Source organism: Pontimicrobium sp. MEBiC01747 (genome assembly GCF_053601635.1).
Window position 1 is genome coordinate 1 of record NZ_JBSHNS010000125.1, and the last position, 9,582, is coordinate 9,582.

Sequence of the window (9,582 nt, forward strand, 5' to 3'; positions counted from 1 at the left end):
TCTTAAATTACAGCGCTCTGTAAGAGAGATGCGTAAATATTGGTGTGCTCTTCCAAAAGTATCGGTTAATATGTTTTGGTCTTTATTCATGAATCGTGTCTTGCGCCCTTAAAAATTCTGAAAACATGCAGTAAAGAAGGAAATATTGCATCCATGGATTCTTTTGCTCCATTGGTAGAGCCTGGTAATGCTAGTACTAATGTATCTTTAAATGTTCCTGCAACACTACGCGACAGCATAGAATATGGCGTTCTATCTTGCCCATAACTTCTAATGGCTTCTTCTATTCCTGGAATGTTTCTATCTAACAATGGTTGTAATGCTTCTGGAGTAACATCTCGCTTAGACAAGCCTGTACCACCTGTATATATAATTAAATCTACTCCTTGTTCTTGATAATGTTTTGCTTTGTCTTGAATACTTTCTTTTTCATCTGGAATAACAATATAATCTGCAATTGCTACATGACTTTCTTCTAGTTTTTTTATAATCGCTTTTCCTGCTTTATCTTCTTTTTGTCCAGCAGAAATTGTATCTGAACAGACAATTACTGCGGCAGTGATGTCTTTTCTAAAACGGTCTTTAAAATCGGACTTCCCTCCTTTTTTTGATAATAATTTAATTTGATGTATTTCTATGCCTTTATCTATAGGTTTTAGCATATCGTACATATTTAGCGCAACTATACTTGCGCCATGCATGGCTTCTACCTCAACACCTGTTTTATAAATCGTTTTTATTGTGCATAGCACAGTTATTTCTAAGCCATTAATGTTATAGTCTATTCCAGTATACTCTATAGGTAACGGGTGACAGTCTGGTAATAATTCTGGTGTTTTTTTTACGCCTAACAACCCTGCTGCTTTACTCATAGCAAATACATCTCCTTTTGGAACTGTTTTTTCTAAGATAGCTGTAATTGTTTCTTGTTTACTTACACGAACTATTGCTTGTGCTGTTGCAATGCGGAGTGTATTGGTTTTATGTGTAATATCTACCATTTGTAATTATCTATTATCTTAATGTGCTTCTTTTGTAATTAACAACAAGTTATGAATTTGCTTTCCATTGGTGCGTACTGTCTTCAAAAATCTCTTTTCCAAAAACTGGCACTTGTGTTTTTATTTCTTCTACAATGTATTCTATTGCTTTAAAAACTTCTTTTCTTCTTGGAGAAGATACAAATACAAACAAACACAATTCTCCTGCTTTTACATGTCCTAAACTGTGGTATATATGCATACATGTTAGGTTAAATTTTTCGAAAGTAGCTTCACGTATTTCATGAAACTTTTTATTTGCCATATCTTCATAAGCAGTGTATTCTATAGAGGCTACAACACGGCCATCTACTTCGTCTGCTCGTACTTGTCCTAAAAAAATATCATGCGCACCTATTGTTGTTTTAGATTGGTGTTTAGCAATAGAATTACCTATAAACTCAGCAGAGATAGGCCCTTGTATAAATACGTTTTTTGCTTTTTTATGTTCTTTCATCTTTTATGTAACTTTTGTAATATTTAATGCCTCTTCTAAACTTGAAGCGCCTTCTGTTAAACTGTAACAATTTGTAATATGGTAATGTTGCAATAATGCTACGGCTTTTTTACTTCGCATTCCAGATTGACAGAATAATATGTTTTCTTTTATAGGGTTAATGCTATGTATATGCTCTTTTAACTGACTTAATGGAATATTAATACAATTAACAGCTTTAATTTTAGGTAATTCGTGTGCTTCTCGTACATCTATAAATTGTACATTTTTCTTTTGCAGTGCTTCTGCTATAGTAATCTCTATTGTTTTTGTTTTACAACTAAATTCTAATGCTTGCTTTTGAAATTGAGTAATAACTTTATCGTAGTTTGCTTCCTCGCTTTTTTGAATGCTAATGGTATGAGATTGCATTGTTAATGCATTGTAATATAATATTTTTCCAGATAACACATGCCCTATTTTTAATAGAATTTTTAAGGCTTCGTTAGCTTGCATGGCTCCTATAATTCCTGGTAATACTCCTAAAACACCTATTTCTGAGCAATTAGGGATTGCATTTGCTTTAGGGGAATTTGGAAACAGACAACGATAGCTAGGTCCATTTTTATAATTAAAAACAGCAACTTGCCCTTCAAACTTATAAATAGCTCCATATACTAATGGTTTTTTAGTAATGATAGAGGCATCGTTTATTAAGTAACGGGTATTGAAATTATCGGTTCCGTCAATGATAAGATCATATTTTTCAAACAGAGTAATAGCATTAGTAGTTGTTAGCTTTTCTGTATAGGCATGGATTGTTATGGTATCGTTTAAATCTTCAAGTCGTTTTTTTGCTGCCAACGCTTTATATTTTCCCAAAGAAGAAGTTCCATATAATACTTGACGTTGTAAATTAGACTCATCTACAACATCATGATCTATAATACCTAAAACACCAATTCCTGCAGCACATAAGTATTGCAAAATAGGGCATCCTAAACCTCCTGCACCGACTACCAATACCTTAGAGTCTAAAAGTTGTTGTTGTCCTTTAGCTCCTATTTCTGGTAATATAATATGTCTGTTATATCTAGTCATGCTTCTCTATTTTTTATCCTCCAGCAAAAGGTGGTAACAATGCTAATTCTCCAGAAGATAAAAGGGTCTCTTTTGTAATTAACTTTTGGTTTTGTGCTATTTGAAAATCTTTATCTTTTAATATTGGGTATTTATTATATAATGTTTCTAAAAACTCTACTACTGTAGTTCCTTCTTCATTAATAATTTCTTCTTCACATTTAGTGACCTCAGCCAACATTCCAAAATATTTAACTGTTAGTTGCATGGTTTATCTCTTTTAATTCTATTGGTGTATTTACATTTGTTGTATGTATTGCTAAAGCTTTATCTAATACTATTGTTTTAGTCTTTAACTGCTTAGTTAGCACTTTTAATCGTTTTTCGCCTTGTTCTAATAGTGTAAAACAGGTGTCTTTACATTGTTTTTTATACAATGCTATCAGCGGCATTACTTTATTATTACTTTCTATTTGAACACAGTTTATAGTTTTATCCGAAGCATTTATTAATGCATTTAAAACTGATGTGCTTATTAATGGAATATCGCAACTCAATACTAAATTCTCTTCAGTTTTAGAATAATATAAACCTGTATACAACCCCGCTATTGGTCCGCTATTAGGAATTAAATCCTCAACACGTTTTTCCGCAAACACATCATGTTCTGGATTATTACTTACTATAATAATTTCTGATACTATAGGCTCTAAAGCATTAATAACATGTTGTATAAAAGGTTGTTTATTGTATACTATTAGTCCTTTATCTTTCCCCATTCTAGTACTTTTCCCTCCCGCTAGAATAATTCCTGTAATATGTTGTTTTTCCGCTTTCATTTATACTATAAATAATTTAAAAGATGCTAGCACTAACACAAAAGCAAGTAAATATCTTAAATGTTTATTATTAAATTTTTTACTTCCATAATAGCCTCCTAAAAATCCTCCTATTAATGCAAAAAGCACAAATAAAATAGTCTCTTTAGGTAAAGATGCTCCACTACTTAATTGGCCTACTAATCCTGAAGCTGAATTTACCCAAATAAATAAAGCTGAAACAGCAGCTGCTTCTTTCATTTTACCCCAATGAAATAATAGTATAACTGGGCTTAAAATAATGCCTCCACCTATTCCTATTAATCCAGAAAAGAAGCCTATGATAGCTCCAACTATTATGCCTTCCCATATTTTAATGTTTTTTACAGTCGATTGCTCACGTCCAAAAACATTCATTATTTTTAAAATAGCAAATACTAATAGTAATGCCAGAATTTTTTTATAAATAGAAGCATCAATTGTAAGCCTTCCTCCTAAAAATGCCATGGGAATAGAAGCTATTGCAAAGGACATAAATAGTTTTTTATTAAAATATCCTGCTTTATAGTAATGGTAAAATGCTATCCCTGCAACAAATAAATTTAACAATAGTGCTGTAGGTTTCATAACCTCTGGCGCAAACGAAAATAATGCCATGAGTGCTAAATAACCACTTGCTCCTCCATGACCAACACTAGCATATAGAAACGAAATGATAGGTAAGCAAACTATAAAAACCCAATATGTCGTTATGTCTGGCATTAAAATATATCTATCTCTAAAAGTTGTTTATCTAAATACTCCCAGCAGTTTTTATTAATAGTATCAAAAGCATCGATTAGCGCTTTCCCATGTGGGGTTAACGTTGAGCCTCCTCCATCTTTGCCTCCTACGTTTGTAATTATTACTGGTTTTTTGGCAGATTTATTAACAGCATCAAGAAGAGTCCAGGCTTTTTTGTAAGACATTCCCATAGCTTTGGCGCCTTTAGACAAAGACCCCGTTTCTTCAATAGCTTTTAGCAAACGTACGCGTCCTTCTCCTATAAGCACTTTGTCTCCTGCTTCAATCCATATTCTACTTTTTATTTTATACTCCATAATGACATTATTTAATGAGGAAAATGTATTACTTCTACCGTATCACCTATAGCTATAGTATTTAAGTTTTCTGGTACATATACAAATGCATTAGCTAAGGCAAATGTTTGTAACATTGCAGAGCTTTGTCCTTCTAAAATAGAAACTTCTCCAGCGTTATAAATTGCTTTTAAAAATTGACTACGGTCTCCTTTTTTTATAAAAGATGATGCTGATTTTTCTTTAGATTGTTTCAATTTAAAATTACTTGCTCCAGATCTATTTTGTAATGCTGGGTATACATAAATATAAAAACAGCTTAATGCAGCAGCTGGATTTCCTGGCAATGCAAAAACAGAAGTATTATTTCTTTCTCCAAAATATAATGGTTTACCAGGTTTCTGTTTTACTTTATAAAACACCTCTTTTACTTTTAATTCTCCTAAAGCCTTCCCTACAAAATCATAATCTCCAACTGAAATACCTCCGGTAACTAAAACAACATCGCTTTTTGAAATTGCAGACTCCAGAGTTTTCACAGTTTCTTCATACACATCATTAACTCGGTATATTTGCATGTCTGTAAAACCAGATTTAAGTAATGCGCTTTGCAGCATTATCGTATTACTCTCAAATATTTTTCCGTAAGTTAAAACGTCTCCTGCTTCTGTAAGCTCATTTCCTGTAACAATAATTGCTATAGTAGGCTTCTTAAACACTAAAGCCTTTGTAATTCCTAAAGTTGCTAAAAAACCTATAGCGGCAGGTGTTAAACATGTTCCTTTTTTTAAAGCTACAGCTCCTTTTTTTACTTGTTCTCCTTTTGGGCGAATATTTGCTTCTGCAGTGACTTTACTAGTTAGTATTATACTATTCTCGTTAGAAACAACTTTTTCCTGCATCATTACTGCATTTGCAGAATCTGGAACAGCTGCCCCTGTAAAAATCCTAACTGCTTCACCTATTTTTAAATTTGGGTTACAACTATCTCCTGCTTTTGTTTCACCAATAACCTTATAGTTTTCAGAGTCATGCATATTAAGGGCATAGCCATCCATTGCAGATTGTCTAAAAGGTGGCATATCTATGGGAGAAATAACATCTTCTGAAAGATAATACCCTATACAGTCTATCAAAAACCGTTCTTGAGTCGTTGTCGCATTCGTTTTATTAAAAACAAGTTCCTTAGCTTTTTCTACGCTAATCATTATTACAAGATTTTATACTCTAAAATAGAGCTATTATCGTTATTTCCAAACAAATATAGCGATATGTTTTTTCTTATATATGATTAATATCATGTTAAAAAAGAGTAACTTTCATGTTATTTGTGTATCAATCTTTAACAAAAAACAATGTCTGTAAAAAGTTATTTAGCACATCCGTATGAGGGCAAAAAAAAGGAACTCATAGAAACACTCTCTCAAATTAATGAATGTGATGTTATCCCTGCAGAAAACAAAGACATTCTAATAGTAGTTACTGAAACAGAAACTAGGGAAGACGAAGATATTTTAAAACAAAAACTAGAAACCATAAGTAGCTTAAAACTACTAACTATGGTTTCAGGATTTAACACAACTAAAACAAACTAACATATGTATACTTCTTTAACTAATAGACGAAGTTTTATTAAAAAAATGGCAACACTTTCTGCAATGACAGCAGCAGCGGCCATGTTTCCAGGTATTATGTTTGCTAGCGAACAAGAAAAAGGATTACCAAAAGGCGGTAATTTAGATTGGAAAAAGGCTCCATGTAGGTTTTGCGGGGTAGGTTGTGGCGTTTTAATTGGTGTAGAAAATGGTAAAGCAGTAGCCGTAAAAGGAGATCCTAAATCTACAGTAAACAAAGGCTTATGTTGTGTAAAAGGTTATCATTCTGTAATGTCTATGTATGGAAAAGACCGTTTAACAAAGCCTTTGGTTAAAAAAAACGGAAAATATGTAGAGACTTCAATGGAAGAAGCATTAGACTTAATTGCTTCAAAAATGAAAGACACCATAAAGGATCATGGTAAGGACGCAGTCTCTATTTATGGTTCTGGTCAATGGACTATTCCAGATGGCTATGTTGCTTCTAAACTTTTTAAAGGTTGTATAGGTACTAACAATGTTGAAGCAAATGCTCGTTTGTGTATGGCAAGTGCTGTAACAGGTTTTTTAACATCCTTTGGAATAGATGAACCTATGGGCTGTTATGAGGATATAGATCATGCAGATGTATTTGTACTTTGGGGAAATAACATGGCAGAAATGCACCCCGTTTTATTCTCAAGATTATTAGACCAACGACTTAAAAGAGGTGTGAAAATTATAGATTTTGCTACTCGTACAACGCGTACAAGTATGGCTGCAGATAAATCTATTTTATTTTTACCCCAAACCGATTTAGCTGTTGCTAATGCTATTTGTTATGAAATTATAAAAAATGGTTGGGTAAATAAATCCTTTATTGAAAAACATTGTAATATCAAAAAAGGGATTACAAACATGGGCTACGGCTTAGAAGACAACTATAAATTTAAAGACAAGCCAGAAGGGATAAGTTTTGAAGAATACAAAACCTTTTTAGAGGATTATGCTCCTGAGAAAGTAGAAAAAATATCAGGTGTTTCTGCTAAAGATATTAAATACATGGCTGCTTATTATGGTGATCCTAACAAAAAAGTAATGTCGCTATGGTGTATGGGCCCTAACCAGCACAGTAGAGGTACTTGGATGAATAACTTAATTTATAACATTCACTTATTAACAGGTAAAATCTCTACACCTGGTAATAGTCCCTTCTCATTAACAGGGCAACCATCTGCCTGTGGTACTGTTAGAGAAGTAGGTACACTAACCCATAAACTACCTCATGGGGTGGTTATGAATAAAGAGCATAGAGAATTTGCTGCAAAAATATGGGATGTTCCTGTTGAAAATATAGATCCAAAACCAACCTACCATACGGTTGAAATGTTTAGAGCATTAGATAGAGGCGATATCCGTTTTATGTGGATTCAAGTAACCAACCCAATGGTAACTATGCCTAAATTAAAACGTTATAGAGATGCAACAAAAAAAGAAGGCAGATTTATTGTAGTGTCAGACATTTACCCTACTCCAACCACAGATATAGCCGATGTTATTTTACCATCTGCAATGTGGGTAGAGCGCGAAGGGATGTATGGCAACTCAGAACGTAGAACACAGTACTTTGAGCAAATGGTACAGCCACCAGGAGAAGCCATGAGCGATACTTGGCAATTAATTGAAGTAGCCAAACGCATGGGGTTTGAAAAACAGTTTTACTATAACGAGGACACCCATATTGAAGAAATATATAATGAATACCGTAAGCATCACGATAATAAAAAACATAACATGGCGCCTTTAAAGGTTTTAAAATCTCAACCAGGTGCAATGTGGCCATACGTAGAAGGAAAGTCTACACAATGGCGTTTTAACTCTAAGTACGACCCTGCATGTAGCAATGGAGAAGCCTTTCATTTTTATGGAAAAAAAGATGGCAAAGCTATTATTTGGCAACGTCCTTACGAGCCTGCTGCAGAGTCTCCAGACTCAGAGTATCCATATTGGTTATGTACTGGACGTGTAGTAGAACACTGGCATACTGGCTCTATGACGCGTAGAATTCCTGTATTGCATAAAGCAATGCCACACAGTTATGTAGAGCTTAACCCAGAAGATGCTAAACGTCTGCAAATTAAAACTGGAGACCGTGTAAAATTAACAACCAGAAGAGGAGAAATAACACTACCTGCTGCTATAAATGAAAGAGGTGTACCAGCACCTATGCAAGTGTTTGTTCCTTTTTTCGATGAAAATATGTTAATTAACGACATTACTTTAGATTCGTTTTGTCCAATTTCTAAAGAACCTGATTATAAAAAATGTGCTGTTAAAGTAGAAAAAGCTTAGGTTATGAGAAAACGATTAGGTATCATATCATTATTTGTAATTCTATTTATAGCTTTTATTGTTGTTTGGAATTATAGTTATTACCAAGGTCAAGAAGAAGCCTATGTCCCTATAGAAAACAATAGGCCGATTCCTATTATCCCTTCAGAATCTGGAGTTTTTGAACGTTCTGAATACGCTTTAGATTATGTAAATATGCCCGTTGATGAAAATCATCAACGCAGCATGAAAACCTATTATAACAATAGAGCTTTTTATGGCGCACCTCCTAGCATTCCTCACACAGTAGAAAGTGAACGAAACATGGGAGAAAATAGTTGCTTAAAATGTCATGAAAATGGCGGATTCTCGGCTAAGTTTAACGCTTATGCTCCCGTTACTCCGCACCCAGAAAAAATTAATTGTCGTCAATGCCATGTTCCAGAAAAAACGACAAGTTTATTTAAAGGCACTAATTTTAAAAAAGGAACAATACCATTAGTAGGTGTAAATAATGCTTTAGATGGTAGCCCGCCTGTAATACCTCATCAATTACAATTACGCGAAAACTGTTTAGCATGTCATGCAGGACCTGCTGCTCCTAAAGAAATTAGAGTTACACATCCAGAGCGTATTAATTGCCGACAATGTCATGTTCCTAATAATAAAGTAACAGAAGATATAGGCACATTTATAAGAAAATTTGAAACTAATGAATAATCATCGTCATATACAACTTTTTGGTTTTTGCATCATAATGCTTCTTATTACTTCTTGTAAACATCAAGACCACGAATATCATAGCATTACAGATAAAATTGAAGCCGAAAGCAAAAACTATCAAGGTATTTCTACTTCTTCTGAAAAATATATAGAAAATATGGAATTGGTAGAAGTCTCCGAAAACGGAATTACATTTTTAATACCAGAAAGAACAGGAGAAATAAAATCTTATAAATGTACAGAGTGCCACACTAAACCTCTGGCACAAATGCAAAGTAAAGACCTTAAAAAGGCTCACTGGAATATAAAATTAAACCATGCAAATATTAACACCATGAATTGTGTTACATGCCACGATGGCAATAACCCCGATAATTTAAAAAGTTTAACAGGAACGCCAATCCATTTTAATAAAAGTTATAAGTTATGTGGTCAATGTCATCAAAAACAACAAAAAGATTGGGTTGGTGGTGCTCATGGTAAACGAATAGAAAGCTGGGC

The 9,582-nt window shown here is 33.6% G+C and carries 12 protein-coding genes; 4 read left to right on the forward strand and 8 right to left on the reverse strand.

All coding sequences use genetic code 11. From position 1 onward, the window contains the following. Positions 1 to 86: 86 nt before the first annotated feature. From moaCB to ACVC2P_RS03380, 8 genes are read right to left on the reverse strand one after another with little or no spacing between them, the layout of a single operon-like run. Positions 87 to 1,001, reverse strand: a complete 915-nt coding sequence (gene moaCB / locus ACVC2P_RS03345) for a bifunctional molybdenum cofactor biosynthesis protein MoaC/MoaB (RefSeq protein WP_452597072.1) — start codon at positions 999 to 1,001, stop codon at positions 87 to 89. A gap of 49 nt (positions 1,002 to 1,050) precedes the next feature. Beyond that, a complete protein-coding gene (locus ACVC2P_RS03350) occupies positions 1,051 to 1,497 on the reverse strand; it encodes a molybdenum cofactor biosynthesis protein MoaE (RefSeq protein WP_452597073.1) in 447 nt (148 codons plus the stop codon). A 3-nt stretch (positions 1,498 to 1,500) separates the two neighbouring features. Beyond that, positions 1,501 to 2,577 (reverse strand): molybdopterin-synthase adenylyltransferase MoeB, encoded by a 1,077-nt coding sequence (moeB, locus tag ACVC2P_RS03355; RefSeq protein WP_452597074.1) that lies wholly within the window; start codon positions 2,575 to 2,577, stop codon positions 1,501 to 1,503. 13 nt (positions 2,578 to 2,590) lie between these two features. Beyond that, positions 2,591 to 2,824, reverse strand: a complete 234-nt coding sequence (locus tag ACVC2P_RS03360; RefSeq protein WP_452597075.1) for a MoaD/ThiS family protein — start codon at positions 2,822 to 2,824, stop codon at positions 2,591 to 2,593. Continuing rightward, positions 2,808 to 3,395 carry a molybdenum cofactor guanylyltransferase gene (mobA, locus tag ACVC2P_RS03365; RefSeq protein ID WP_452597076.1) on the reverse strand — a complete coding sequence of 196 codons (588 nt, stop codon included), beginning with the start codon at positions 3,393 to 3,395 and terminating at the stop codon, positions 2,808 to 2,810. The genes ACVC2P_RS03360 and mobA overlap by 17 nt, the downstream gene beginning before the upstream one ends. After that, a complete protein-coding gene (locus ACVC2P_RS03370; RefSeq protein WP_452597077.1) occupies positions 3,396 to 4,136 on the reverse strand; it encodes a sulfite exporter TauE/SafE family protein in 741 nt (246 codons plus the stop codon). Next, positions 4,136 to 4,474, reverse strand: a complete 339-nt coding sequence (locus ACVC2P_RS03375) for a winged helix-turn-helix domain-containing protein (protein WP_452597078.1) — start codon at positions 4,472 to 4,474, stop codon at positions 4,136 to 4,138. The genes ACVC2P_RS03370 and ACVC2P_RS03375 overlap by 1 nt, the downstream gene beginning before the upstream one ends. Positions 4,475 to 4,485: 11 nt before the next feature. Continuing rightward, positions 4,486 to 5,661 carry a molybdopterin molybdotransferase MoeA gene (locus tag ACVC2P_RS03380; protein ID WP_452597079.1) on the reverse strand — a complete coding sequence of 392 codons (1,176 nt, stop codon included), beginning with the start codon at positions 5,659 to 5,661 and terminating at the stop codon, positions 4,486 to 4,488. A 147-nt stretch (positions 5,662 to 5,808) separates the two neighbouring features. Between ACVC2P_RS03380 and ACVC2P_RS03385 the strand changes: the two genes are divergently transcribed. The 4 genes from ACVC2P_RS03385 to ACVC2P_RS03400 form a co-directional block, all read left to right on the forward strand. Next, positions 5,809 to 6,048 carry a hypothetical protein gene (locus ACVC2P_RS03385; protein ID WP_452597080.1) on the forward strand — a complete coding sequence of 80 codons (240 nt, stop codon included), beginning with the start codon at positions 5,809 to 5,811 and terminating at the stop codon, positions 6,046 to 6,048. Positions 6,049 to 6,051: 3 nt separating this feature from the next. Continuing rightward, complete coding sequence (locus tag ACVC2P_RS03390; protein WP_452597081.1) at positions 6,052 to 8,379, forward strand: molybdopterin-dependent oxidoreductase; 2,328 nt, start codon at positions 6,052 to 6,054, stop codon at positions 8,377 to 8,379. Between the two features lie 3 nt (positions 8,380 to 8,382). Further along, entirely contained in the window at positions 8,383 to 9,078 is a 696-nt protein-coding gene (locus ACVC2P_RS03395; RefSeq protein WP_452597082.1) for a nitrate reductase cytochrome c-type subunit, read from the forward strand. Then, positions 9,071 to 9,582 (forward strand): cytochrome c3 family protein (locus tag ACVC2P_RS03400; protein WP_452597083.1); only part of this gene is annotated, 512 nt, incomplete at its 3' end. The genes ACVC2P_RS03395 and ACVC2P_RS03400, both read left to right, overlap by 8 nt.